24 protein-coding genes and 1 pseudogene are annotated in these 25,558 nt (G+C 62.2%); 22 read left to right on the forward strand and 3 right to left on the reverse strand.

What is annotated here, in order from left to right:
• The 21 genes and pseudogenes from BFQ03_RS08375 to BFQ03_RS08470 all read left to right on the forward strand — a co-directional run bounded on the left by BFQ03_RS08375 (position 1) and on the right by BFQ03_RS08470 (position 21,236).
• The gene (locus BFQ03_RS08375) at positions 1-483 is read left to right on the forward strand and encodes a copper chaperone PCu(A)C (RefSeq protein WP_032859844.1); all 483 of its coding nucleotides are present in this window, start codon (positions 1-3) and stop codon (positions 481-483) included.
• Between the two features lie 19 nt (positions 484-502).
• Positions 503-925 (forward strand): DUF2946 domain-containing protein, encoded by a 423-nt coding sequence (locus BFQ03_RS08380; RefSeq protein WP_065942857.1) that lies wholly within the window; start codon positions 503-505, stop codon positions 923-925.
• 95 nt (positions 926-1,020) lie between these two features.
• A complete protein-coding gene (locus tag BFQ03_RS08385) occupies positions 1,021-3,096 on the forward strand; it encodes a TonB-dependent copper receptor (RefSeq protein WP_032859846.1) in 2,076 nt (691 codons plus the stop codon).
• Between the two features lie 149 nt (positions 3,097-3,245).
• On the forward strand, positions 3,246-4,628 hold the full coding sequence (locus BFQ03_RS08390) for a PepSY-associated TM helix domain-containing protein (protein ID WP_032859847.1): 1,383 nt from the start codon (positions 3,246-3,248) through the stop codon (positions 4,626-4,628).
• Between the two features lie 150 nt (positions 4,629-4,778).
• Positions 4,779-6,887 carry a TonB-dependent receptor gene (locus BFQ03_RS08395; protein WP_065942858.1) on the forward strand — a complete coding sequence of 703 codons (2,109 nt, stop codon included), beginning with the start codon at positions 4,779-4,781 and terminating at the stop codon, positions 6,885-6,887.
• A gap of 56 nt (positions 6,888-6,943) precedes the next feature.
• On the forward strand, positions 6,944-7,732 hold the full coding sequence (locus BFQ03_RS08400; protein ID WP_065942859.1) for an ABC transporter ATP-binding protein: 789 nt from the start codon (positions 6,944-6,946) through the stop codon (positions 7,730-7,732).
• Positions 7,729-8,676: an ABC transporter substrate-binding protein gene (locus BFQ03_RS08405; protein ID WP_065942860.1), complete on the forward strand. Its 948-nt coding sequence runs from the start codon at positions 7,729-7,731 to the stop codon at positions 8,674-8,676. Before BFQ03_RS08400 ends, BFQ03_RS08405 begins: the two co-directional genes overlap by 4 nt.
• Positions 8,673-9,683 (forward strand): FecCD family ABC transporter permease, encoded by a 1,011-nt coding sequence (locus tag BFQ03_RS08410; RefSeq protein WP_065942861.1) that lies wholly within the window; start codon positions 8,673-8,675, stop codon positions 9,681-9,683. The genes BFQ03_RS08405 and BFQ03_RS08410 overlap by 4 nt, the downstream gene beginning before the upstream one ends.
• Positions 9,684-9,863: 180 nt before the next feature.
• Entirely contained in the window at positions 9,864-11,129 is a 1,266-nt protein-coding gene (urtA, locus tag BFQ03_RS08415) for an urea ABC transporter substrate-binding protein (RefSeq protein WP_032862366.1), read from the forward strand.
• A gap of 159 nt (positions 11,130-11,288) precedes the next feature.
• Positions 11,289-12,791 carry an urea ABC transporter permease subunit UrtB gene (gene urtB / locus BFQ03_RS08420; protein ID WP_065942862.1) on the forward strand — a complete coding sequence of 501 codons (1,503 nt, stop codon included), beginning with the start codon at positions 11,289-11,291 and terminating at the stop codon, positions 12,789-12,791.
• Complete coding sequence (urtC, locus tag BFQ03_RS08425; protein ID WP_032862368.1) at positions 12,791-13,870, forward strand: urea ABC transporter permease subunit UrtC; 1,080 nt, start codon at positions 12,791-12,793, stop codon at positions 13,868-13,870. Before urtB ends, urtC begins: the two co-directional genes overlap by 1 nt.
• On the forward strand, positions 13,867-14,727 hold the full coding sequence (gene urtD / locus BFQ03_RS08430; protein ID WP_032862369.1) for an urea ABC transporter ATP-binding protein UrtD: 861 nt from the start codon (positions 13,867-13,869) through the stop codon (positions 14,725-14,727). Before urtC ends, urtD begins: the two co-directional genes overlap by 4 nt.
• A gap of 12 nt (positions 14,728-14,739) precedes the next feature.
• A pseudogene (locus BFQ03_RS31060) lies at positions 14,740-14,847 on the forward strand (outer membrane lipoprotein carrier protein LolA); the annotation flags it as partial.
• Between the two features lie 22 nt (positions 14,848-14,869).
• Positions 14,870-15,568, forward strand: a complete 699-nt coding sequence (urtE, locus tag BFQ03_RS08435) for an urea ABC transporter ATP-binding subunit UrtE (RefSeq protein ID WP_032862370.1) — start codon at positions 14,870-14,872, stop codon at positions 15,566-15,568.
• Between the two features lie 30 nt (positions 15,569-15,598).
• Entirely contained in the window at positions 15,599-16,438 is an 840-nt protein-coding gene (locus BFQ03_RS08440; RefSeq protein ID WP_032862372.1) for an urease accessory protein UreD, read from the forward strand.
• Between the two features lie 78 nt (positions 16,439-16,516).
• On the forward strand, positions 16,517-16,819 hold the full coding sequence (locus BFQ03_RS08445) for an urease subunit gamma (RefSeq protein WP_032862374.1): 303 nt from the start codon (positions 16,517-16,519) through the stop codon (positions 16,817-16,819).
• A 9-nt stretch (positions 16,820-16,828) separates the two neighbouring features.
• Positions 16,829-17,359, forward strand: a complete 531-nt coding sequence (locus BFQ03_RS08450) for a GNAT family N-acetyltransferase (RefSeq protein WP_065942863.1) — start codon at positions 16,829-16,831, stop codon at positions 17,357-17,359.
• A 5-nt stretch (positions 17,360-17,364) separates the two neighbouring features.
• Positions 17,365-17,898: a GNAT family N-acetyltransferase gene (locus BFQ03_RS08455; protein ID WP_032862377.1), complete on the forward strand. Its 534-nt coding sequence runs from the start codon at positions 17,365-17,367 to the stop codon at positions 17,896-17,898.
• Complete coding sequence (locus tag BFQ03_RS08460) at positions 17,895-18,200, forward strand: urease subunit beta (RefSeq protein WP_032862378.1); 306 nt, start codon at positions 17,895-17,897, stop codon at positions 18,198-18,200. Before BFQ03_RS08455 ends, BFQ03_RS08460 begins: the two co-directional genes overlap by 4 nt.
• A 111-nt stretch (positions 18,201-18,311) precedes the next feature.
• Positions 18,312-20,012 (forward strand): urease subunit alpha, encoded by a 1,701-nt coding sequence (gene ureC, locus BFQ03_RS08465; RefSeq protein WP_032862379.1) that lies wholly within the window; start codon positions 18,312-18,314, stop codon positions 20,010-20,012.
• A 99-nt stretch (positions 20,013-20,111) separates the two neighbouring features.
• Positions 20,112-21,236: a sensor histidine kinase gene (locus tag BFQ03_RS08470; protein ID WP_032862380.1), complete on the forward strand. Its 1,125-nt coding sequence runs from the start codon at positions 20,112-20,114 to the stop codon at positions 21,234-21,236.
• A gap of 7 nt (positions 21,237-21,243) precedes the next feature.
• Here BFQ03_RS08470 and BFQ03_RS08475 read toward each other — a convergent pair whose 3' ends face one another.
• Entirely contained in the window at positions 21,244-22,188 is a 945-nt protein-coding gene (locus BFQ03_RS08475) for a DnaJ C-terminal domain-containing protein (RefSeq protein ID WP_065942864.1), read from the reverse strand.
• A gap of 272 nt (positions 22,189-22,460) precedes the next feature.
• Here BFQ03_RS08475 and BFQ03_RS08485 point away from each other — a divergent pair, with 272 nt between their 5' ends.
• Complete coding sequence (locus BFQ03_RS08485) at positions 22,461-23,729, forward strand: Hsp70 family protein (RefSeq protein WP_032862385.1); 1,269 nt, start codon at positions 22,461-22,463, stop codon at positions 23,727-23,729.
• 136 nt (positions 23,730-23,865) lie between these two features.
• Here BFQ03_RS08485 and BFQ03_RS08490 read toward each other — a convergent pair whose 3' ends face one another.
• Positions 23,866-24,879, reverse strand: a complete 1,014-nt coding sequence (locus BFQ03_RS08490) for an AI-2E family transporter (protein ID WP_032862386.1) — start codon at positions 24,877-24,879, stop codon at positions 23,866-23,868.
• A gap of 345 nt (positions 24,880-25,224) precedes the next feature.
• Positions 25,225-25,524, reverse strand: a complete 300-nt coding sequence (locus tag BFQ03_RS08495) for a PsiF family protein (RefSeq protein ID WP_032862388.1) — start codon at positions 25,522-25,524, stop codon at positions 25,225-25,227.
• Positions 25,525-25,558: the final 34 nt, after the last annotated feature.

A 25,558-nucleotide genomic window follows, 5' to 3' on the forward strand; every position in this document is an offset into this window, starting at 1 on the left:
ATGCTCAAATCTTCCCTGCTTCTGGCGGCCTTGCTGCTGCCTGTGTTCAGTGCCGCCAATGCCGATGACTACAAGGCCGGCGACCTGCTGGTGAGCGATCCCTGGTCACAGGAATTGCCGCCCAATGCGCCGACGGTTGCCGCCTACTTTGTGATCCATAACCAGGGCGAAACCCCGGATCGCCTGCTCAGCGTCGACACCCCAGTGGCGGCCAAGGCCGAGTTGCATGAGCATGTGATGCAGGGCGACTTGATGAAGATGCAACAGGTGCCCAGCGTGGCCGTGCCGCCCAAGGGCGAGCTGACGTTCGCGCCCATGGCCTATCACGTGATGCTGCTGGACCTGAAGGACCGCAGCCAATTGCGCGACGGCCAGCATTTCCCGCTGACCCTGAACTTCGAAAAGGCCGGGCCGGTCAACGTGGAAGTCTCGGTCCAAAAAGCACCGCCGATGACCGGCCACGAGCACAAGCACGCCCAGTAATCACCACAGGCCGCCCCCCATGGGTGCTCCCGCCAGCAGATTGACCAAGCGCCGCCGCACGCCCGCAAGGCTTGCACGCGGCAGTTGGATCAGCCTGTTCGCCATGCTGATGATCTTTATCGGACCGCTGATTTCCCAAGCGATGCCGATGGATCATCACGCCGGCATGTCCATGCAGATGTCGATGGACGATACCTGCCATGCCGCGCCCCAGCACCCCGCCGAGCACACCAAGCCCCCCGCAGCCGAGCACGTCATGTGGGAGAAATGCGGCTATTGCAGCCTGCTGTTCAGTTGCCCGGCCCTGCCTGGCCATGTGTCATTCGTGGCCCTTGGCACCCCACCACCGGCCAACGCCCTCACCCCTGCAACGCGCCTGGGCCATGCCCGGCAGAGCATCTTCCCTGGCGCCCGCAGCCGCGCACCGCCCATCCAGTCGTAGATCACTGATCAAACAACCACTTCGCACGGCCGTCTTCACCTAGACAGCCCCAGGCTGCTGGCCGTGTTGTTTACGACTGATTGATGGAATTTTTCATGTCCAGGTTTCCTGCTGACACCCGTATGGGATGTACCCCCGTGCTCGCCGTTTTGTGCGGCGCACTCTTGGCACCACAGGCGTATGCCGACGACCACGCCGAGCACCACAATGAGCTGAGCCCGACGGTGATTACCGGCGTTGCCCCAAGCTCACCACTGACCATCGTCACCAACCCCAAGGACCCGCGCCAGCCGGTGCCGGCCAGTGACGGCGGTGACTACCTCAAGACCATTCCCGGCTTTGCCCTGGTGCGCAACGGCGGGACCAATGGCGACCCGGTGCTGCGTGGCATGTTCGGCTCGCGCCTGAATATCCTCACCAATGGCAGCATGATGCTCGGCGCCTGCCCGGGCCGCATGGACGCGCCCACCTCCTACATCTCGCCGGAAACCTACGACAAGCTGACCGTGATCAAAGGCCCGCAAACCGTGCTCTGGGGCCCTGGCGCCTCGGCCGGCACGGTGCTGTTCGACCGTGAGCCGGAGCAGTTCGGTGAACTGGGCACCCGGGTCAATGCGAGCATCCTCGCCGGCTCCAACGGGCGCTTCGACAAAGTGTTGGATGCCGCCGCCGGTGGCTCGCTCGGTTACATCCGCGTGATCGGCAACCAGGCCCACGCCGATGACTACAAGGACGGCAACAACGACACCGTCGGCTCGCGCTACGACAAATGGAACGGCGACGTTGCCCTCGGCTGGACCCCGGACGCCGACACCCTGCTGGAACTCACCGCTGGCCGTGGCGATGGCCAGGCGCGCTACGCCGGACGCGGCATGGATGGCTCGCAGTTCCTGCGCGAAAGCCTGGGCCTGCGTTTCGAGAAATCCAATATCGGCGAGGTGCTGGACAAGGTCGAAGCCCAGGTCTACTACAACTACGCCGACCACGTGATGGACAACTACAGCCTGCGCACGCCGTCAGGTACCGGGATGATGGCCGGCCCCATGGCCTCCAACGTCGACCGCCGCACCCTTGGCGCACGGATCAAGGCCACCTGGCGCTGGGCCGATGTGCAACTGATCAGCGGCATCGATGCGCAGACCAACGAACACCGCCAGCGCAGCAGCGCCGGGGTCGACACCTATAAGAACCTGCCCCGCAACAAGGACGCCGACTTCCACAACTACGGGGTATTTGGCGAGCTGACCTGGTATGCCGCCGACAACGACCGGCTGATCAGCGGCGCCCGCCTGGATCGCGCCTCGGCCAAGGATTTTCGCCAGCGCACCGGCAGCGGCATGATGAGCCGCGCCAACCCCACGGCCGGCGATACCCGTGCTGACACGTTGCCATCCGGCTTCGTGCGCTATGAACACGACCTGGCCGACAGCCCGACCACCCTCTACGCAGGTCTCGGGCACGCCGAACGGTTCCCGGACTACTGGGAGTTGTTCTCGCCCAACCGTGGTCCGTCGGGTTCGCTGAACGCCTTCGACTCGATCAAGCCGGAGAAGACCACTCAACTGGACTTCGGCCTGCAGTACAAGACCGCAGACCTGGAAGCCTGGGCCTCCGGCTATATCGGCCAGGTACGCGACTACATCCTGTTCAACTACACGCCCGGCATGATGGGCATGACCTCCCAGGCGCAGAACATCGATGCGCGGATCATGGGCGGTGAACTGGGCGCCGCCTACAAGCTGACAGCCAACTGGAAAGCCGACGCCACCCTGGCCTATGCCTGGGGCAAGAACAGCAGCGACGGTAAAGCCCTGCCGCAAATGCCGCCGCTGGATGCGCGTTTCGGCCTGACCTACAGCGAAGACGACTGGAGCGCCGGCGCGTTGTGGCGTGTGGTGGCGGCGCAAAACCGTATCGACCAGAACAAGGGCAACGTGGTCGGCAAAGACTTCGACAAGAGCGGTGGCTTTGGCGTGTTCTCCCTTAACGCGGCGTACCGCATCAACAAAAACTTCAAGGTCAGCACCGGCGTCGACAACCTGTTTGGCAAGGCCTATGCCGAGCACCTGAACCTGGCCGGCAACGCCGGGTTCGGTTACCCGGCCAACGACCCGCAAGCCATCAATGAGCCGGGCCGTACGCTCTGGACCAAGGTGGATATGAGCTTCTAACCCACCACCCTTGTAGGAGCGAGCTTGCTCGCGAAGAACGTGAACGATGACGCGGTAAGTCAGACTCAATGCGCCAACCTCAGGTTTTTCGCGAGCACGCTCGCGCCTACAAGTCATGCACAAAAATAACGTCCTTGCGGAGCACCCTGATGACCCCTCCAAAGATTTCCTTCTACAACCTGGCCTGGCGCTGGCATTTCTACGCCGGGTTGTTTGTCGCCCCCTTCATGGTGTTGCTGGCAGTGACCGGCATCATCTACCTGTTCAAGCCCCAGCTCGACCCGCTGATGTACGGCCACTTGCTCAACGTGCAGCCCGGCGAACAGGTCCTCAGCGCCGACGAGTTGCTGCAACGGGCCAAATCCGCCTACCCACAAGGCACGATCAGCAAGTACCTGCCGCCGGTGGACGCCAGCAGCAGCGCGCAGTTTGTCCTGCACAACGCCGGCAACGAGCTGACGGTGTTTGTCGACCCTTATCGCGGCACCGTCCTGGGTGAACAGGACGCCACCTACAACCTGCAAGCCATCGCCCGTGCGCTGCATGGTGAGTTGATGATCGGCACCACCGGCGACCGCCTGGTGGAACTCGCTGCCGGCTGGGGCGTGATGCTGGTGGTGTCCGGCCTGTACCTGTGGTGGCCGCGCGGCAAGTCGGCGGCCGGGATTCTGTGGCCACGCCTGGGCAGCCGCGGGCGCTTGTTCTGGCGTGACCTGCATGCCGTCACCGGGTTCTGGGGCGCCGCATTTTTGCTGCTGATGATCCTCAGCGGCATGACCTGGACCGGCTTCTGGGGCAAGCAATACGCGGACCTGTGGAACCACTTTCCAGCGGCGATGTGGAACGATGTGCCGCAGTCTGACCAGCAGGCCCGCAGCCTCAACACCGCGACCCAGCAGACGGTGCCGTGGGCCATGGAGAACACGCCGATGCCGATGTCCGGCGAGCATGCCGAGCACATGCAACACGGCGGCATGAACCACGGCCCCGCAGCCCCGGCGATCAGCCTGCAACAGGTGGTGGACCTGGCCATGGCCCGCCAGGTCGAGCCGGGCTACAGCATCACCTTCCCCACCACCGCCACAGGCGTGTTCACCATTGCGGTGTTCGCCAACGACCCGCGCAATGACGCGACCCTGCATGTCGACCAATACACCGGCAAGGTCCTCGCCGATGTGCGCTGGGAGCACTACAACAGCGTGGCGCGGGTCACCGAGTCCGGGGTCATGCTGCATGAGGGCAAGATGTTCGGCGTGGTCAACCAGATCATCGTGCTGCTGGTGTGCCTGATGATTCTGTTGAGTGCGGTCAGCGGCGTGGTGATCTGGTGGAAGCGCCGGCCACAGGGCGGCCTGGGGGTTCCACCGTTGCGCCATGATTTGCCGAAGTGGAAAACCGCAATGGTGATCATGCTCGGCCTGGCGATCATTTTTCCGTTGGTTGGCGCCTCGTTGATTGTGGTGTGGGTAGTGGATCGGCTAGTGCTGGCGCGTTTTTTCAAGCAACGTGAATCGGCCTCATCTTCTGCATGAGGTAGGCGAGATGCCCTACATAGAGGCGTTATGTAGTCTTGCGCGGGCTTTCACCCTCAACGTAAGAAGTGTTATATTATAACACTTAGTGCAATCCCTGCTCGCCGCGCCCGGCGGCGAGCACCGCCTCGAAGAAGAATTGATCCTGCAATGAACAAGTACCTTGCGTCCGGCCTGTGCCTGCTTGCGCTGCACTCCAGCGCCCAGGCATTGACCTTGCCTGTCAGCCCCGTCACCGCGCCAGAAGTGGACAGCCCGGCTATCGACCTGAACACTGCGACTACTGCCGGTTCGCGTCTGAACCTTACGGCCCTGCAAACGCCGGGCAGTGTCGAAAGCCAGACCGGCGTACAGATCCGCGAGCGTGGTGATGTCAGCGTGCAGGACGCAATTTCCCGTGCCACCGGCATCAGCCGCACCGGCACACCGGGCGACGGCGGTACGTCCCTGCAAGCACGGGGCTTTACCGGCCAGGGTTCGGTGATGCAGTTGTATGACGGCAATCGCATGTACAACGGCATGGGCACGTCCACCTTCCCGGTAGACACCTGGTCCGTGGAGCGTGTGGATGTGCTGCGCGGCCCCGCATCGGTGCTGTACGGTGAAGGCGCCACCGGCGCGGTGGTCAATACGATCTCGAAAAAGCCCTTCACCGGCGATATCGAAAACCGTATCCGCCTGGGCTACGGCTCCTATGATCGCCAGCAACAAGCCCTGGACAGCGGCGGCTCGCTGACCGACACCTTGAGCTACCGCCTGAACCTCAACCGCCTGCGCAGCAATGGTTTTATCGACCGTGGCAACTCGGCCAGCGACTTCGTCAGCGCAGCCCTGCGCTGGCAGCCGGCCGACAACCTGAGTTTCACCCTGGCTCACGATTACGGCGACCAGCGCCCACAGAACTACTTCGGCACGCCGCTGATCAACGGCCACTTGCACAAGGGCCTGCGCGACAAGAACTACAACGTCAGCAACGACACCCAGCATTACAACGACCAATGGACCCGCCTGACCAGCGAATGGCAGATCAGCGATTCGGTGAGTGCCAGCAACGAGCTGTACTACCTGAAGAACCAGCGCCGCTGGCAGAACGCCGAGAACTACAACTTCAGCGGCGGGCAACTGACTCGCAGCGGCTTCTACGGCATCAAGCACAACCAGGAACAGGTCGGCGACCGCCAGACCTTCACCTTCAAACACACGCTGCTGGGCCTCGACAGCCAGACCGTGACCGGCGTGGAATACAACCGCATTCGTTTCCGCCTGGCCAGTAACTCACCGTTTGACGATGTATTGCCCGCCGGCCAACCCATCGACGTAAACCACCCGGCATCAGCGCCGTTTGAAAGTGCCGATCCATTCCTGCCGCTGTTCGTCACCACCACCAAACAGTTCTCGGGCTTTGCCGAAAACCGCCTGCAACTGACCGACCAACTGTCGCTGATCACCGGCATTCGTCGCGACTATGTACACCTGGACCGCGACCAACTGAGAACCGGCGAGCAGAGCGACAAGACCCTCACCGGCAATAACTGGAAGGCCGGCCTGGTGTTTGCTGTAACCCCGGACACCTCAATCTACGGCCAGTACGCGACCAGCACCGATGGCATCAGCGGCCTGATTTCCCTGAGCCCCAGCCAGCAGCAGTTTGACCTTGCCACCGCCAAACAGACCGAAATCGGCATCAAGCAGGCCTTCTGGGACCAGCGTGGCGAGTGGACCCTGGCGGCCTATCACATCGTCAAAAAGAAACTGCTGACCGATGTGCCCGGCAGCCCCGGACTCAAGCAGCAAGTCGGCCAACAGTCGTCCGACGGCCTCGAAGCCAGCCTGGACCTGCAACTGCCCAACGCCTGGGCCTTGCAAGCCAACGCGGCAATCGTGCGCGCCCAGTACGACGATTTCAGCCAGAACGTCGGCGGCGTTGCCATCTCCCGCGACGGCAATCGCCCGGTCGATGTACCGCGCCGTACCGCCAACGTGTGGCTGAGCAAGGCCGTGACCGAAGACATCCGCGCCGGTGCCGGTGTGCGTTATGTCGATGCGCGCTACGCCGACATGGCCAACCAGAACGAGCTGCCCAGCTACACCGTGGTCGATGCCAGCGTGTCGTGGAAAGCCCTGCGCAACACGACAGTGGGCCTGCAATTGAATAACCTGTTCGACCGCACCTACGCCGTGAGCCAGTACAATGACGGCCAACAGTGGATCCTGGGCGAGCCGCGCTCGTTCTTTGTGACCGCCGACTACACCTTCTGACTGGCGACAACACAGCCCGCTCCCACATTGGGCTCGTGTTGCCCTTGAGACCAATGATGACCGCACTCAACCTTCACCACCTCGCCTGGTCGCCCTTGGGCCATGGCCACTGTCATCACCAGTTCCAACTGCGTGATGCCAGCCTGCGGGTGGGTGCGGGGGAGTTTGTTGGCTTGATCGGCCCCAACGGCAGCGGCAAGACCAGCCTGTTGCGCTGCGCCTATCGTTTCAGCAAACCCGCCGCCGGCGAGGTGCTGCTGGACCACCAGAACGTCTGGAAGCAATCCTCGCGCTGGTGCGCCCAGCGCATCGCCGTGGTGTTGCAGGAATTTCCCGACGCCTTCGGCCTGCGGGTCGATGAGGTGGTCGCCATGGGTCGCACGCCCCATAAGGGGCTGTTCGACGGCGATACCCGGCACGACCGGCAGTTGATCGAACAAGCCCTGGAATCGGTCGGCCTGCTGGGCTTTGAAGACCATGCCTTCGCTACGCTTTCCGGCGGTGAAAAGCAGCGGGTGATCCTCGCCCGCGCCCTGGCCCAGCAACCGCAACTGCTGATCCTTGACGAGCCGACCAACCATCTCGACCCGCGCTATCAACTGGAGTTGCTGGGGCTGGTCAAGCGCTTGCAGATCGGCACCTTGGCCAGCATTCACGACCTCAACCTGGCCGCAGCCTTCTGTGATCGCCTGTACGTCATCAACCATGGGCAGATCGTTGCCAGCGGTACGCCCCACGAAGTATTGACTGCCGAACTGCTGCGCGAGGTGTTTGGTGTCGAAGCCTTGATTGACACTCATCCCCTGTCCGGCTACCCACGAATCACCTGGATAACCCAACCATGATCCTGCGCTCCCTGCTGTGCTTTACCCTGCTGTGCGGTGCGACCCAGGCGTTCGCCGAGGCCACCCATTACCCACTGAAGATCCAGAGCTGCAACCGCGAAGTGACCTTCAAGCAGGCGCCCAGGCATGCGGTCAGCCACGACATCAACATGACCCAGATGATGCTCGCACTGGGTCTCAAGTCGCGCATGGTCGGCTACAGCGGCGTGACTGGCTGGAAGTCGGTCACGCCCGAGATGGCGCAGATCCTCGACGGTCTGCCGGAACTGGCCAGCAAGTATCCGTCGGTGGAAACCCTGCTCAACGCCAACGTCGATTTCTTCTTCGCCGGCTGGGACTACGGCATGCGCGTGGGGGGCGACCTTACGCCGCAAACCCTGCAGCCCCTGGGTATCAATGTGCTGGAGCTGACCGAGTCCTGCGCCTTTGTGATGAAGCGCCCCGCTGCAACCCTAGACGACACCTATAACGACCTGCGCAACCTGGGCAAGATCTTCGACGTGCAGGACCGCGCCAACGCCTTGATCGCACAGATGCAGGCCCAGGTCGCCCAGGTGCAGACAACCCTGCCCGCCGAAAAGCCACGGGTATTTCTCTACGACAGCGGAGAAGACCGCGCCATGACTTCCGGGCGCCTGGGCATGCCGCAAGCACTGATCGATGCTGCCGGCGGGCGCAATATCCTCGATGACGTCGAAGCCAGCTGGACCCGGATCAACTGGGAAACCGTGGTCGAACGCAACCCGCAGGTGATCGTGATCGTCGACTACAGCGAAATCACCGCCGAGCAGAAACAGCAGTTTTTGCTCGATAACCCGGCACTGCAATCGGTGGACGCAATCAAGAACCAGCGTTTCATCGTGATCCCTTACGTCCAGGCCACGCCGGGCATCGACAATGTGCTGGCGGTCGAGACCCTGGCCAAGGGGTTCCACGGCCAATGATCGACCGTCGTTATGCCCTGCTGCTGAGTGCCCTTGGCGGGTTGTTGCTGATCTCTTGCGTAATCTCGCTGGGGTTCGGCTCCGCGCGAGTGCCGGTAGATGTGGTGTGGCGGATTCTGCTGCACAAGGCCTTGGGCATCGGCGAGGCCAACTGGAGCGCCGGCCAGGAACATATCGTCTGGCTGATCCGTGTACCACGCATGTTGCTGGGCGCGCTGGTAGGCGCCGGGTTGGCGCTGATCGGCGCGGTCTTGCAGGCAGTCACACGCAACCCCCTGGCCGATCCACACCTGCTGGGCGTAACTTCGGGCGCCACATTGGGCGCGGTGATTGTGGTGCTGCATGTCGGCGAAGTCATCGGCCTGCTGACCCTGCCCACCGCCGCCTTCATCGGTGCGCTGCTAAGCATGCTGGTGGTGCTGGCGGTGGCCAGTCGTAATGGCCGCCTGGAGAGTGATCGTCTGTTGCTGTGCGGCGTGGCCGTGTCGTTCGTGATGATGGCGGTTGCCAACCTGTTGCTGTTCATGGGCGATCATCGCGCGGCGTCAGCCGTGATGTTCTGGATGCTCGGCGGTCTGGGCCTGGCGCGCTGGGAGTTGCTGGCGATTCCCACCGCCACTGTCTTGCTGGGGCTGGTTTTGCTACTGGGCATGGCGCGCCCGCTCAACGCGCTGATGTCCGGCGAGCAGACCGCCGTGACCCTGGGCCTGAACGCCCGTAATGTGCGCCTCAAGGTATTTTTGATCGCCTCGTTGATGACCGGCGTGCTGGTATCGATCAGCGGCTCCATCGGCTTTGTCGGGCTGATGGTGCCGCACATCGCCCGTCGCCTGGTAGGCGCAGAACACCGCCGGGCACTGCCGGTGTGCGTGCTGCTGGGCAGCCTGTTCCTGGTCTGGGTCGACGTTGCCGCGCGCACCTTGATCGCCCCCGAGGACTTGCCGATCGGCGTGGCCACTGCGGCCATTGGCGGGTTGTTTTTTATCGGCTTGATGCGCAAGCGCTGATGACGCCCCCTTGTGGCGCACGCACGCGCACCATGCCACTCGATCTGCCAGCTCATGGTGCACTGCACAAACCTAGCCCGCGCCAAAACGACCGTTTTCTGCCTTTATACGACTAGGCACACGGCTTGCAATGCCTCCCTCAACTGTCGTCTAACACTGTTGAGTCACGGAGATTGCACAATGAAGCGTCGCAGCTTGATCAAGGCTTTCACACTCACGGCATCCATTGCCGCCATGGGCCTGACCTGGACCGTCCAGGCCGCCGAGACCATCAAGGTCGGCATCCTGCACTCGCTGTCCGGGACCATGGCGATCTCCGAAACGTCGCTCAAAGACATGGCCTTGATGACCATCGACGAGATCAACGCCAAGGGTGGCGTCAACGGCAAGATGCTGGAGGCGGTGGTGGTGGACCCGGCGTCCAACTGGCCGCTGTTCGCCGAAAAGGGGCGGCAGTTGCTGACCCAGGACAAGGTCGCCGTGGTGTTCGGCTGCTGGACCTCGGTGTCGCGTAAATCGGTGCTGCCAGTGTTCGAGGAACTCAATGGCCTGCTGTTCTACCCGGTGCAATACGAAGGCGAAGAAATGTCGCCCAACGTGTTCTACACCGGCGCCGCGCCGAACCAGCAAGCAATCCCGGCGGTGGAATACCTGATGAGCGAGGAAGGCGGCAGCGCCAAGCGCTTCTTCCTGCTGGGTACCGACTACGTGTACCCGCGCACCACCAACAAAATCCTGCGCGCGTTCCTGCAGTCCAAAGGCGTCGCCGACAAAGATATCGAAGAGGTCTACACCCCGTTCGGCCATAGCGATTACCAGACCATCGTCGCCAACATCAAAAAATTCTCCGCCGGTGGCAAGACGGCGGTGATCTCCACCGTCAACGGCGACTCCAACGTACCGTTCTACAAAGAACTGGCCAACCAGGGCCTGAAAGCCACCGAAGTTCCGGTGGTGGCGTTCTCGGTGGGCGAAGAAGAACTGCGCGGCATCGACACCAAACCACTGGTGGGCAACCTGGCAGCGTGGAACTACTTCCAGTCGGTAGAGAACCCGGTCAACGCCAAGTTCGTCGCTGACTGGAAAGCTTATGCCAAGGCGAAAAATCTTCCGGGCGCCGACAAGGCCGTAACCAACGACCCGATGGAAGCCACCTACGTCGGCATCCATATGTGGGCGCAGGCGGTGGAGAAAGCCAAGTCCACCGACGTCGACAAGGTGCGTGAAGCCCTCGCCGGCCAGACCTTCGCCGCACCGTCGGGCTACACCCTGACCATGGACAAGACCAACCACCACCTGCACAAGCCGGTGATGATTGGCGAGATCCAGTCTGACGGCCAGTTCTCGGTGGTCTGGCAGACCGAAGGGCCGATCCGTGCCCAGCCTTGGAGCCCGTATATCCCTGGCAACGACAAGAAGCCGGATCACGCGGTGAAGAGCAACTAAGCCCCAACCCACGGGCCCGCTCCCTGTAGGAGCTGGCTTGCCGGCGATAGCGGTGTGTCAGTCGACTCATCTGTAACTGCCCCACCGCTATCGCCGGCAAGCCAGCGCCTACAGAGGGTAGGTGTTCACACCGTCCGCGCATGTTCAGGACAATTTGTTATGCCCACTGCCCTCCACCGCCTCATCCTGGCCTGCCTGCTGTTGCTGCCCCTGGCTGCACACGCAGGCGATGCCGAAGATTTCCTCGCGGCCAACCCCACGCAACAGGCCAAACTGTTGCAGGACTGGGCCGCCCAGCCCGACCCGGCGCGTGTCGAGTTGATCAATTCACTGCAACAAGGCCAACTCACGGTAAACGGCGAAACCAAGACCGTACGCCTGAACAACCGCCTGCGCGGCTTGATCAACAACGTACAAGCCAGCCAGCAGTTGCTCGCCACCGAACCCAAGGTGCGCCTGGCGGCTGCGCAACAACTGCAAAAAAGTGCGACGCCTGCACAACTGAAATTCCTCGACCAGCAACTCGCCAACGAAGCCGACGACGACGTCCACAGTGCCCTGAGCCTGGCCCTGGCCAACCTGCAACTGGTCGATTCCGACCCCGCAGTACGCCTGGCAGCCGTGCGCCTGCTCGGCGACACCGGCGACCCACTGGCCCGTACCCGCCTGGAAGCCCTGCTCGCGCCCGGTGTCGAGGCTGACGCCGCGGTGCACACCGCCGCCGAAACCAGCCTGACCCAGGTCAAGCGCAAGCTGCTGGTGGGCGAAGTGCTCGGCCAGGCCTTCAGCGGCATGTCCCTGGGCTCGATCCTGTTGCTGGCGGCCCTGGGACTGGCGATCACCTTCGGCTTGCTCGGCGTGATCAATATGGCCCATGGCGAGATGCTGATGCTCGGCGCCTACTCCACCTATGTGGTGCAGTTGCTGATGCAACGCTACGTACCCCAGGCCATCGAGTTCTACCCGTTGATCGCACTGCCGGTGGCGTTTTTTGTCACCGCCGGCATCGGCATGGTTCTGGAACGTACGGTGATTCGTCACCTTTATGGCCGGCCGCTGGAAACCCTGCTGGCGACCTGGGGCATCAGCCTGATGCTGATCCAGTTGGTGCGCCTGGTGTTCGGCGCGCAGAACGTTGAAGTGGCCAACCCGGCGTGGCTGTCGGGCGGGATCCAGGTGCTGCCCAACCTGGTGCTGCCGTACAACCGCATCGTGATCATCGCCTTCGCCCTGTGCGTGGTGGTGCTGACCTGGCTGCTGCTGAACAAGACCCGCCTGGGTCTCAACGTGCGCGCCGTGACCCAGAACCGCAACATGGCCGCCTGCTGCGGCGTACCCACCGGGCGCGTGGATATGCTCGCGTTTGGCCTGGGCTCCGGCATCGCAGGCCTGGGCGGCGTGGCCCTGAGCCAGATCGGCAACGTCGGCCCGGACCTGGGCCAGAGCTATATCATCGACTCGTTCCTGGTGGTGGTGCTCGGCGGTGTCGGCCAGTTGGCCGGCAGTGTCATGGCCGCCTTCGGCCTGGGGATTGCCAACAAGATTCTTGAACCGCAGATCGGTGCCGTGCTCGGCAAGATCCTGATCCTCGCGCTGATCATTCTGTTTATCCAGAAACGCCCGCAGGGACTCTTCGCACTGAAAGGACGGGTGATCGACTGATGAACCAGCCATTGATGCTTACGGCCGCGCAAAAGGCCGGCCCCAAGGTGACGATTGCGGTGGGCGTGGTGATCCTCGCCATGCTGCTGGCGTTGCCGTTGTTGTCACTGTTGCCCGCAGACAGTGCATTGCACGTCTCGGCCTACACCCTGACCCTGGTGGGCAAGATCCTCTGCTACGCCATCGTCGCCCTGGCGCTGGACCTGGTGTGGGGTTACGCCGGCATGTTGTCCCTGGGCCACGGCCTGTTCTTCGCCCTCGGCGGCTACGCGATGGGCATGTACCTGATGCGCCAGGCGTCCGGCGAGGGTCTGCCGGCGTTCATGACCTTCCTGTCGTGGACTGAGTTGCCGTGGTATTGGGTCGGCACCGAGCACTTCCTCTGGGCCCTGTGCCTGGTGGTCCTGGCCCCGGGCTTGCTGGCGCTGGCGTTCGGTTTCTTTGCCTTCCGTTCGCGAATCAAGGGCGTGTATTTCTCGATCATGACCCAGGCCCTGACCTTTGCCGGGATGCTGTTGTTTTTCCGCAATGAGACCGGGTTTGGCGGCAACAACGGCTTTACCAATTTCCGCAGTATTCTCGGCTTCGGCATCACCGAACCGGGCACCCGCGCGGTGCTATTCCTGGCTACGGTGCTGCTGTTGGTGGCCAGCCTGTACATCGGCTGGCGCCTGGCGCAGAGCAAGTTCGGCCGGGTGCTGACGGCCCTGCGTGATGCAGAAAACCGCCTGATGTTCTGCGGCTATGACCCACGCGGCTTCAAGCTGTTCGTGTGGGTGCTGAGCGCGGTGTTGTGCGGCCTGGCCGGGGCGCTGTATGTGCCGCAGGTGGGCATCATCAACCCCAGCGAAATGTCACCGACCAACTCCATCGAAGCGGCTGTCTGGGTTGCCCTGGGCGGGCGCGGCACCTTGATTGGCCCACTGCTCGGCGCAGGCGTGGTCAATGGCATGAAGAGCTGGTTCACCGTGGCCTTCCCGGAATACTGGCTGTTCTTCCTCGGCGCGCTGTTCATCATCGTCACGCTGTATTTGCCCAAGGGCATCATCGGCCTGCTGAAGAAGAAGGGCGAACAATGAGAATCACACCGACGGCTGAATTTATGCTCGAACCTGTTCTCGACCCCAACAAAGATGCCGGCAGCAGCCGCGACGCCATCGGCCTCGGCCAGGCCGCAGGCAAGGGCCTCAACACCCGCCACGGGACGATCCTGACCCTGGAAGATATCAGCGTCAGCTTCGACGGCTTCAAGGCGCTCAACGACCTGAATCTGTACATCGGCGTCGGCGAATTGCGCTGCATCATCGGCCCCAATGGTGCGGGCAAAACCACGCTGATGGACGTGATCACCGGCAAGACCCGCCCCAGCCACGGCAAGGCCTGGTTCGGCGAAACCCTGGACCTGACCAGCATGAGCGAAGTGCAGATCGCCCAGGCCGGCATCGGCCGCAAGTTCCAGAAGCCCACGGTGTTCGAAGCCCTGAGCGTGTTCGAAAACCTGGAGCTGGCGCAGAAAACCGACAAGTCAGTGTGGGCCAGCCTGCGCGCACGCCTGAGCGGCGAGCAGAAAGACCGCATCGACGAGGTGCTGGACACCATTCGCCTCACAGCATCAGTGCAACGCCCGGCCGGCTTGCTGTCCCACGGCCAGAAACAGTTCCTGGAAATCGGCATGTTGTTGATGCAAGACCCGCAACTGTTGCTGCTTGATGAGCCGGTGGCAGGCATGACCGACGCCGAGACCGAGTTCACCGCCGAGCTGTTCAAGCGCCTGGCGGGCAAGCACTCGCTGATGGTGGTGGAGCATGACATGGGCTTTGTCGGCTCGATTGCCGACCACGTCACGGTGTTGCACCAGGGCAGCGTGCTGGCCGAAGGGTCGCTGGAACAGGTGCAGGAAAACGAGCGCGTCATCGAGGTGTACCTCGGTCGCTGAACCCGATGCGGATTGCTCTCTGTAGGAGCGAGCTTGGTCGCGAAGATCGTCAACGATAACGCGCCGAGCCTGAATGCCCGCGGTGCCTTGGCGCTTTTCGCGAGCACGCTCGCTCCTACAGGGAATTGAGGAGAATTTGAACATGCTGCAAGTCGATAAATTGCACCAATACTACGGCGGCAGCCACATCCTGCGCGGCCTGTCCTTTGACGTGAAAGTCGGCGAAGTCACCTGCCTGCTGGGACGCAACGGCGTGGGTAAGACCACCCTGCTCAAATGCCTGATGGGCCTGTTGCCGGCCAAGGAAGGTGCAGTCAACTGGGAAGGCAAGGCCATCACCGGCTTCAAGCCGCACCAACGGGTACACGCCGGCATCGCCTACGTGCCCCAGGGCCGGGAGATTTTCGGCCGCCTGACGGTGGAAGAAAACCTGCTGATGGGCCTGTCGCGTTTTCCCGGCAGCGAAGCCAAGGAAGTGCCGCCGTTTATCTACGAACTGTTCCCGGTCTTGCTGCAAATGAAGCACCGCCGCGGTGGTGACTTGTCCGGCGGCCAGCAGCAACAACTGGCGATCGGCAGGGCCCTGGCCAGCCGCCCGCGCCTGTTGATCCTCGACGAGCCCACCGAAGGCATCCAACCGTCAGTGATCAAGGAGATCGGTGCGGTGATCAAGAAGCTCGCCGAACGTGGCGACATGGCGATTTTGCTGGTGGAGCAGTTCTACGACTTTGCCGCCGAGCTGGCCGATCAATACCTGGTGATGTCACGGGGTGAAATCGTCCAGCAGGGCCGTGGTGAAAATATGGAAGCCGAGGGTGTACGCGGCCTGGTTACCATCTAATCTGTAGCGTCTCGTTGATAAGCCCTGACCATGACTGTTCCTGCCCCCACCGCCCTGTTCACCCCCAGCTGGCACGCCGCGCTGGAGTTGGGCTACGCACAATTTGGCACGACCACGCGCCCGGTGCTGCGCCGCCATCAGGGCCCGCTGCGGGTGCAAAAGCACCTGTACGCCGAAGGTCCCGAGGTGTGCCAGCACATTATCGTGCACCCGCCGGGCGGGATTGCCGGGGGGGATCGCCTGGATATCACGGCGCATGTCGGCCAGGGTGCATGGGCACAGTTGACCAGCCCCGGCGCCGCCAAGTGGTACCGCGCCAGCGGGCCGGCCTATCAGCAAGTGGCATTGACGGTCGAGGCCGGCGCCACCCTGGAGTGGCTGCCCCAGGAAACCATCGTGTTCAGCGCCGCACAGGCCGAACTCAGTACCCGCATCGACCTGCACGGCGACGCCCGTTTGTTCTACTGGGATGTGGTGGCGCTGGGGCGCCCGGCCAGTGGCGAGCGTTTCGACCTTGGGCACTTTCAGTCGCACCTGGATATCCGCCGCGACGGCCAGTTGCTGTGGCATGAGCGCCAGCGCATTGTGGGCGACGACGGCCTGCTCGACTCGCCGATTGGCCTGGATGGGCAGCCGGTGTTTGCCACGTTGCTGGTGAGCGGGGAAATCGATACCGAACTGCTTGAACAATGCCGTGCGCTGCCCCATGCAGTGCGTGGCGACCTGACCCAACTGCCGGGTTTGCTGGTGGCGCGCTGCCTGGCCAGCGAGACGTTGCTGGCGCGGGCCTGGTTGATTGATCTGTGGCGGTTGTTGCGCCCGGCGCTGCTGGGGCGTGAGGCCATACCTCCGAGAATTTGGAACACATGAAATCAAAATGTGGGAGCGAGCAAGCCCTCACATTGGACCTGTGTTGTTAATAAATTTTTTCAAAACGGATTGCTGACCATGGACCTGACCCCACGGGAAAAAGACAAACTGCTGATCTTCACCGCCGGCCTAGTGGCCGAACGCCGCCTGGCGCGCGGGGTGAAGCTCAATTACCCGGAAACCATTGCCTATATCTCCGCCGCCCTGCTGGAAGGTGCGCGTGATGGCCGTACCGTGGCCGACCTGATGCACTTTGGCACCACCCTGCTCAGTCGCGAGCAAGTGATGGAAGGCATCCCGGAAATGATCCCGGATATCCAGGTCGAAGCCACCTTCCCCGACGGCACCAAACTGGTGACCGTCCACCAACCCATCGCCTGAGGCCCGGCCATGTCCTTGCTGATTCGTGACGCGGTGCACGGCGACTTGCCGGCCATCCGCGATATCTACAACGATGCCGTGCTCAACACCACGGCGATCTGGAACGACCAACCGGTGGACCTGGGCAATCGCCAGGCCTGGTTCAGCGCGCGCCTGGCGCAGTTCTATCCGATCCTGGTGGCGGTGGATGCCGAGCAGGTCATCGGCTATGCCTCGTTCGGCGACTGGCGGCCCTTCGACGGCTTTCGCCACACCGTCGAACATTCGGTGTACGTGCGCAACGACCAACGTGGCAAGGGCCTTGGCCCGCTGCTGATGCAGGCACTGATCGAGCGCGCCAGGACCTGCAACAAACATGTGATGGTCGCGGCCATCGAAAGCGGCAACCTGGCCTCGATCCGCCTGCATGAGCGCCTGGGCTTCAGCACCACCGGGCAGATGGCCCAGGTGGGCACCAAGTTTGGCCGTTGGCTGGACCTGACCTTCATGCAACTGCTGCTCAACCCCGGCGCCCAGCCACCTGCCGTGCACAAGGAGTGATACCGATGAACGCTGCCCAACTGCGTCGAGTGAATGCCGAAAGTTTTGCCCATTATCGCCAGGGCCTGATTGAGCTGTTGCTGGACGCCGTGAAGCACGGCGCATCGGTGGGTTTCATGGCCGACCTCGACGCAGCCCAGGCCCGCGCCTACTTCGACGGCGTACAGGCCGGCGTCGAGGACGCCAGCCTGCTGCTGTGGGTGGTGGTGCGCGATGAACAGGTGCTGGCCAGTGTGCAACTGGCGCTGTGCCAGAAAGCCAACGGCCTCAACCGCGCCGAGGTGCAAAAGTTGCTGGTGCTCAATGACGCCCGGCGCCATGGCCTGGGCCATCAATTGATGAACGCGCTGGAGCTGTGTGCACGCCAGCACAAGCGTGGCCTGCTGTACCTGGACACCGAAGCCGGCTCCCCGGCCGAAGCCTTCTACCAGGCCCTGCACTACACCAAGATCGGCGAACTGCCGGACTACTGCCAAAGCCCGGACGGACGCTACAGCCCGACCGCCATCTACTTCAAGACCCTGGGGCAACCTGCATGATTCCTGGCCAATACCAGATCCAGCCTGGCGAGATCGAACTGAACGTGGGCCGGCGCACCTTGAGCCTGAGCGTGGCCAACAGCGGCGACCGGCCGATCCAGGTCGGCTCCCATTACCATTTCTTCGAGACCAACGACGCGCTGACCTTTGACCGCGCCCTGGGCCGCGGCATGCGCCTGAACATCCCGGCGGGCACGGCGGTGCGGTTCGAGCCGGGGCAGAGTCGCGAGGTGGAGTTGGTGGAGCTGGCAGGGTTGCGCCGGGTGTTCGGGTTTGCCGGGAAGATCATGGGTGATCTTTAGGGCCTCATCGCAGGCAAGCCAGCTCCCACATGGGAATGCATTTCAAATGTGGGAGCTGGCTTGCCTGCGATAGCGGATTCACATTCAACACAAATTCTTCAGGACACTCCTATGAAAATCAGCCGCCAGGCCTATGCCGACATGTTCGGCCCCACCGTCGGTGACAAGGTCCGCCTGGCCGATACCGAGCTGTGGATCGAAGTGGAACAGGACTTCACCACCTACGGCGAAGAAGTGAAATTCGGCGGCGGCAAAGTCATCCGCGACGGCCAGGGCCAGAGCCAACTGCTGGCCGCCGAGGTGGTCGACACGGTGATCACCAACGCGCTGATCATCGATCACTGGGGTATCGTCAAGGCCGACGTCGGCCTGAAAAATGGCCGTATCGCGGGGATCGGCAAGGCCGGCAACCCGGATATCCAGCCCGGCGTGACCCTGGCCATCGGCGCCAGCACCGAAGTGATTGCCGGCGAAGGCATGATCCTCACCGCCGGCGGCATCGACACCCATGTGCACTTCATCTGCCCGCAGCAGGTCGAAGAAGCACTGACCAGTGGCGTCACCACCATGATCGGCGGCGGCACCGGGCCGGCCACCGGCACCAACGCCACCACCTGCACCTCGGGCCCGTGGCACCTGGCGCGCATGCTGCAAGCCAGCGATTCGTTCCCGATGAACATAGGCTTTACCGGCAAGGGCAACGCCAGCCTGCCCGAGCCGTTGATCGAGCAGGTCAAGGCCGGTGCCATCGGCTTGAAGTTGCATGAAGACTGGGGCACCACGCCCGCCAGTATCGACAACTGCCTGAGCGTGGCCGACCAGTACGACGTGCAGGTGGCGATCCACAGCGACACCCTCAACGAATCCGGCTTTGTCGAAACCACCCTCGCCGCGCTCAAGGGCCGCACCATCCACACCTACCACACCGAAGGTGCCGGCGGCGGGCATGCGCCCGATATCATCAAGGCCTGCGGCTTCCCCAATGTGCTGCCCAGCTCCACCAACCCGACCCGGCCGTTCACCCGCAATACCATCGACGAGCACCTGGACATGTTGATGGTCTGTCATCACCTCGACCCGAGCATTGCCGAGGACGTGGCCTTCGCCGAAAGCCGCATCCGCCGCGAGACCATCGCCGCCGAAGATATCCTGCATGACCTTGGCGCATTCTCGATGATCAGCTCCGACAGCCAGGCCATGGGCCGCGTGGGCGAAGTGATCATGCGCACCTGGCAAACCGCCGACAAAATGAAAAAGCAACGCGGGCCACTGCCGGGGGACGGCGCAGGCAACGACAATTTCCGCGCCAAGCGCTACATCGCCAAGTACACCATCAACCCGGCGATCACCCATGGCATCAGCCATGAGGTGGGCTCCATCGAAGCCGGTAAATGGGCCGACCTGGTGCTGTGGCGCCCGGCATTCTTTGGTATCAAGCCCACGTTGATTCTCAAGGGCGGAGCGATTGCCTCAAGCCTGATGGGCGATATCAACGGCTCGATCCCCACCCCGCAACCGGTGCACTACCGCCCGATGTTCGCCAGCTTCGGCAGTGCATTGCACGCCACCAGCCTGACGTTTATCAGCCAGGCGGCGCTGGCTGAAGGCTTGCCGCAGGCCTTGGGATTGAAAAAGCAGATCGGGGTGGTCAAGGGCTGCCGTGGGGTACAGAAGACAGACCTGATCCACAACGACTACCTGCCAGACATCGAGGTCGACCCGCAGACCTACCAGGTCAAGGCCGATGGCGAGCTGTTGTGGTGCGAGCCGGCAGATGTGCTGCCAATGGCCCAGCGGTACTTCCTGTTCTGACCGTTCATCGGCAGGTTGCCAGCGAGCCAGTGAAGCTCGCAGACGTTGGCGCTACGATGCGCCACGTTTGCTCACTGTCTTGCACTTGGGAACCTGGCTATGCGCCTATCCGAATTCATCGCGTTGCATGCCGACCGGATCGTCGATGAATGGGAGCAGTTTGCCGAAACCTTGACCCCGGCCGCCGAAACCCTGAACCGCACGCAACTGCGCGACCACGCGCACTCGATCCTGCTGGCCGCCGCACGGGACATGAACACCCGCCAGAGCGCCAGCGAACAAGCGGCCAAGGCCAAGGGCGAAGGCCCGGAGAAAACCCCGAGCCTGGACGAAGCCGCCGCCAGCCATGGCGAGCTGCGCCATACCGTGGGTTTTGACCTGGTGCAGATGACCTCCGAGTTCCGTCACCTGCGGGCCTGTGTGATCCGGCTGTGGGTCGAGAGCCTGGAGGCGCCGGACCTTAAGTATTTCCAGGACATGATCCGTTTCAACGAAGCCATCGACGAAGCCCTGGCCGAGTCCACCGCGGCCTACGCCGAGCAGGTCAATCGCTCGCGGGATATTTTCCTCGCCATCCTCGGCCACGACCTGCGTGCACCGTTGCAGGCGGTGAAGATGTCTACCGAGATGTTGTTGCGCAAGGTCCCGCTGGACAGCAATGGCCTGGACCTGGTGGGTAATATCAAGAGTGGCGCCCGGCATATGGCAGCCATGGTCAGCGATCTGCTGGAGTTTGTGCGCAGCCGACTGGGCAGCAGCCTGCCCATCGAGCCCAAGCCGATGAACCTGGCCGAGGCGGCAAAGGAAGCCATCGACGAAGCGTGCGCGGGCCATCCGGACTGCCAGATTCACTTGCATATCGACGGGGATGCCCAAGGGCAGTGGGATCGCGGGCGGATTGATCAACTGTTGCAGAACCTGATCGGCAACGCGTTGCAGCACGGCCTCAACAGCCAGGCCGTGACCCTGAGCCTCAACGGCACGCCTGATAGCGTGGAGTTGCGCATGCACAACTACGGCACACCGATTCCCCAGGCGGCGCTGGGCACCGTATTCGACCCGCTGGTGCGTAGCGCCACTGAAGAGCTGGGCAGCACCTCAACCAGCCTTGGGCTGGGGCTGTTTATCGTCAAGGAAGTGGTGCAGGCCCATCGGGGCACGATTGAAGTGGCCTCCAGCGAAGCGGCGGGCACCACGTTTACCGTGGTGCTGCCGCGCCGATAGGCCTCTGTTAGCGGCTCCAGGTTTCCCGTGGATCAAAGTCGGCTTTTTTCGCCAACTCCTGCCACAACGCCTTGACCTCATCGTCACAGCTCTTAGGCATTACCGCCTTGAGCTGCACAAACAGATACCCGCGTTGCCCGGCCTTGTTCAGCAAGCCATGGCCCTTGGCGCGCATGCGCTGGCCATTCTGGCTGCCGGCCGGCACCTTGAGGTTGATCTTGCCGGTGAGGGTCGGCACCGCCACTTCCGTGCCTAGGGCCAGTTCCCATGGCGCCAGGGGCAGGTTGATGATCAGGTTTTCGCCGTCCACTTCGAACTTGGGATGCGGCGCAAACTTGATGATCAGGTACAGGTCGCCATTGGCCCCACCGCCAATCCCCGGCGCACCCTGGCCCTTGAGGCGGATGCGCTCGCCATCGGCTACACCGTCCGGGATCTTCACGTTCAGGCTCTTGGTGGTGTTGCTGACGTGCCGGCCCGAGGCGTCGTATTGCGGGACCTGGAAGCTGATCTGCTTGGACTCGGTAGAGAGTGTCTCCTCAAGGAACACCGACAACTGCATCTCCACGTCCTGGCCTTTACGCCCTGTAGGACGGCGCTGACCGCCACCAAAGCCGTCGCCACGGGAGCCGAAGATCGAGCTGAAAAAGTCAGAGAACTCACCGCTGTCCTGGCCACCGCCAAACCCGCCACGGCTCTGCCAGCCTGGCGGCCCCTGGAACGGTTGACCATGCTGGCCATAGCGGCGCAATTCGTCGTACTCGGCGCGCTTGTCCGCACTTTTCAACGCTTCATAGGCTTCCGAGGCATCCTTGAACTTCTCTTCCGCGTCCTTTTCCTTGCTGACGTCGGGATGATACTTACGGGCCAGCTTGCGATAAGCGGCCTTGATCTGCTTGTCATCGGCCGTCGGCTCGACACCAAGAATCTTGTAATAGTCTTTGAAATCCATGGGGGCATCACCATCCGTTATCGAGATCGCACAGTCGCGCCCTGCCTGCCTGGGCATTGCGGGGCGGTTCGAGGTGCGTCAGAAAATTATCGGCGGCTTGCAGGACAAACTTGATCCTTTCGACAGCCACCAACCGTATGCACAGGAGTTGGGGGCAAAGAGCCGACCTTTCAAGGTAACAAGTCTGCTGTATTTAGCGGATAGTCGGCCTACGCATCTGCACGCGAGTGACATACACTGCGCGGCCGTTTTTTAACCGGAACCTGTTAGACATGAACAACACCTCCCCAGCCCGTGCCTGCGGCATCGACTTCGGCACGTCCAACTCCACTGTCGGCTGGATCCGTCCCGGCATGGAAACGCTTATCGCGCTGGAGGACGACAAGATTACCCTGCCGTCGGTGGTGTTCTTCAACTTCGAAGAACGCCGCCCGGTGTACGGCCGCCTGGCGCTGCACGAGTACCTGGAAGGCTACGAAGGCCGCCTGATGCGCTCGCTCAAGAGCCTTTTGGGCTCCAAGCTGATCAAACACGACACCAGCGTATTGGGCACGGCCATGCCGTTCAAGGACCTGCTGGGCCTGTTTATCGGCCAGCTCAAGAACCGCGCCGAAGCCACCGCCGGCCGTGAGTTCGAAGAAGTGGTACTGGGCCGCCCGGTATTTTTCGTCGATGACGACCCGATGGCCGACAAAGAGGCCGAAGACACCCTGGTGGACGTGGCCCGCAAGCTTGGCTTCAAGGAAGTCTCGTTCCAGTACGAACCGATCGCCGCGGCCTTCGACTACGAGTCCACCATTGAAAAAGAAGAGTTGGTACTGATCGTCGATATCGGCGGCGGCACCTCCGACTTCTCCCTGGTGCGCCTGTCGCCTGAGCGGCGCAAGCACGACAACCGCCACGACGACATTCTCGCCACCGGCGGTGTACACATCGGCGGTACCGACTTCGACAAACAGCTCTCGCTGGCCGGCATGATGCCGCTGTTCGGCTACGGCAGCCGCATGAAAAGCGGCGCCTACATGCCCACCAGCCACCATATGAACCTGGCCACCTGGCACACGATCAACTCGGTGTACTCGCAAAAGTCCCAGATTGCGTTGGGCAGCATGCGCTACGACATCGAAGACACCGGCGGCATCGACCGGTTGTTCAAGCTGATCGAACAGCGCGCCGGGCACTGGCTGGCCATGGAAGTGGAAGAAACCAAGATCCACCTCACCCACGACGCCAGCCGCCATGTGCCGCTGGATCGGGTCGAGGCGGGCCTGAGCGTGGAACTGAGCCGCGCCCTGTTCGAGTCGTCCATCGACAACCTGCTGGAACGGGTGCGCAACAGCGTGACCCAACTGCTCGACGACGCCTCGGTGGACGTAGCCCAGGTCGACACGGTGTTCTTCACCGGCGGCTCCAGCGGCATCCCGGCCCTGCGCCAGAGTGTTTCGGCGATGCTGCCCAATGCGCGGCACGTAGAAGGGAATATCTTTGGCAGCATCGGCAGTGGGTTGGCGATTGAGGCCAGTAAGCGCTATGGCTATTGAGCTTTAGCCAAGACCGTAGCGCGGCCTTCGCGAGCAAGCCCGCTCCCACATTTAGACTGCATTCCCAAGGTGGAACTCGGTCCAAATGTGGGAGCGGGCTTGCTCGCGAAAGGGCCAGTCCAAACACCCTCAAGTTTTAGACCATCCCACCCAACTTCAACTCACTCTTCAAATACGCATAGTAGATCGGCCCCGCCACCACTCCCGGCAGGCCGAATGCGGCTTCGAACACCAACATCGCCAACAGCAACTCCCACGATTTGGCACTGATCTGCCCGCCGACGATGCGCGCGTTGAGAAAGTACTCGACCTTGTGGATCACGATCAGATACCCCAGCGCCGCCACCGCGACCCAGATCGACAGCGACAGGGCGACGATGGTGATCAGGGTGTTGGACATCAGGTTGCCGATCACCGGCAGCAGGCCCAGCAGGAAGGTCAGGACGATCAGGGTCTTGGTCAGCGGCAGGTGGATCCCGCACAGCGGCAGCACTACCGCGAGGAATATCCCGGTGAAGACAGTGTTGAGCGCAGCGATTTTGATTTGCGCGAAGACAATGTTGCGAAAGGCCTGGACCAGCAGGTGCAGGCGGTCGAACAGCGCGGCGGCCAGGGGTTTGCGCTTGGTCAGGTCGGGGACCCGTTGCAAGGCGATGATGGCGCCCAGGACCATGCCGATCAGCAGGGTCACGAACATGTGCGCGGCGTCTTTGCCGACCAGTTGCAAATCGCTCAGGTGCTTGCTCAACCAATCGCCAATGGCCACGCGAAATTCGGCGGCGCTGGCCGGCAGGTAGGCGTCGAGGAACGGCGGCAACTGGCCGCGTGCGCGGTCCACCACGCCCATGAATTTATCCAGGGAAGCCCCGGGGTTTTCCGCTTCGTGCAGCAGGAAGCTGATGGCGCCGGCAAAAATTAGAGTCAGTACGCTGACAATAACCGTGCCGAGCAAGGCCACGGCCAACCAGCGTGCGCGCCGGCCTTCGATCAACCGTTGCAACTGCGGGGTGAGCATGTTGACCAGTTCGAAGACAAGCAAGCCAGCCAACAGGCTGGGCAGCAGTTTTAACGGCAATACCAGCAACAATCCGCCGAAAATGATGATGTAGCTGGCCAGCAACAACACATGACGCTGAGAAAACGTTGGCATACAGCCTCTAAACGAACGGCGTTAAAGGACGTGTAGGAGCGGGCTTGCCCTAATGCCAGTCAGTTAAGCGGTCATCGCCTTCTGTAGGAGCGAGCTTGCTCGCGAAAAACGTCAACGATAACGCGTGCTTACTGAATGAATGCAGCGCCTGTAAGTTTTTCGCGAGCAAGCTCGCTCCTACAAAAAAGCCTTAACTGACTGGCATTAGGGCAAGCCCGCGAAAAACTCATGGGCAACGCGTGCAGTCAAGATGCGCGCGATACCGTTCACGTTCTTCGCGAGCAAGCTCGCTCCTACAGGTGTAAGGGCTGTGCGAGTGTCGCAGCCTTAGGTAGTCCGGGGCTATTAATTCTTCAGGCAGGTGCTCATAAAGGTTTTACGCGCATCGCCAGCCAGCGCCTTGGTTTTGGCCGACGCGTTGCAGTCCTTCATCTTTTGCTGCTGCGGGGTCAGGGTCTTGGCGTCATTGGCGGCCGGGGCCGAGAGGCAGGTTTTCATGAAGGCCTTGCGATCATCGCCCTTCAAGGTCTTGGTGGAAGCTTCGGCGTTGCAGGTGGTCATTTTGTTTTGCTGGGCAGTGGCCGCAAACCCTTGGGAACAGAGCAGCAGACCGATCATCAACAACGGAATACGCAACATCTTCATGGAGTTTTCTCCCTGTTACCACGCCGAGGGGCGC

Source organism: Pseudomonas sp. 25 R 14, assembly GCF_900004755.1.
GTDB lineage: Bacteria > Pseudomonadota > Gammaproteobacteria > Pseudomonadales > Pseudomonadaceae > Aquipseudomonas > Aquipseudomonas brenneri.